Origin of the sequence: Streptomyces phaeochromogenes (assembly GCF_001418655.1) — a bacterium.
Classification (GTDB): Bacteria; Actinomycetota; Actinomycetes; order Streptomycetales; family Streptomycetaceae; genus Streptomyces; species Streptomyces phaeochromogenes.
The window spans coordinates 1-637 of the sequence record NZ_LIQZ01000265.1; the positions used below are offsets into that span (position 1 = coordinate 1).

The 637-nt window shown below is 67.7% G+C and carries 1 protein-coding gene; it reads right to left on the minus strand.

What is annotated here, in order from left to right; translation table 11 throughout:
• On the minus strand, positions 1 to 427 hold a 427-nt coding region (locus AOK17_RS31195; RefSeq protein ID WP_245697467.1), incomplete at its 3' end, for an FAD-dependent monooxygenase.
• Positions 428 to 637 lie beyond the last annotated feature (210 nt).

Sequence of the window (637 nt, forward strand, 5' to 3'; positions counted from 1 at the left end):
CGGACTGGCGCAGCCGCAGACACTCGTGCTGCAGCAGCACCTCGACGTTCGGGTGGCGGGCGACCCCGTCACGCAGGACCTGCTCCAACGCGGGCTGGTAGATGAACAGTTGTGGCGGGTGCCCGTGTCCGCGCGGGGTCGGGTGCGCGCAGAGGAAGGGACGCCCGCGGGCGTCGACGAAGTCGAGGGGCCGCTCGGTCAGCATGTCCTGCTCCAGCCGCTCGGCCAGACCGACGCGCTGCCAGATCCGCATGACCTCCTCGTCGGTGGAGATGGCCCTGGCCCGGGTGTAGATCTCGGCGTCGCGTTCCAGCACGACGACCCGCAGGCCCATCGCGCCCAGCAGGTTCGCCGCGGTCACGCCCGTGGGCCCGTAGCCGATCACCGCCACGTCGTAGTCGTTGTCCTCGCCACTGACTCCGTTCACCGGGCCACCTCGCTGTCGTCCCTGTTCGCGATGTGTTGCGAACTCATTGCTGTAGCGTTTACTCCAATTGGAATGACCGCTACGGTAAGGTGGGTGCAGAAGACGGTCAAGTGCCGGGACGACCAGGAAGGGCACACACTCCATGACCAAGCCGCAGACGGCGCGCAGAAAGCGCGCGAACGGGGTGGAGTCGAGGCAGCGCATCCTCGA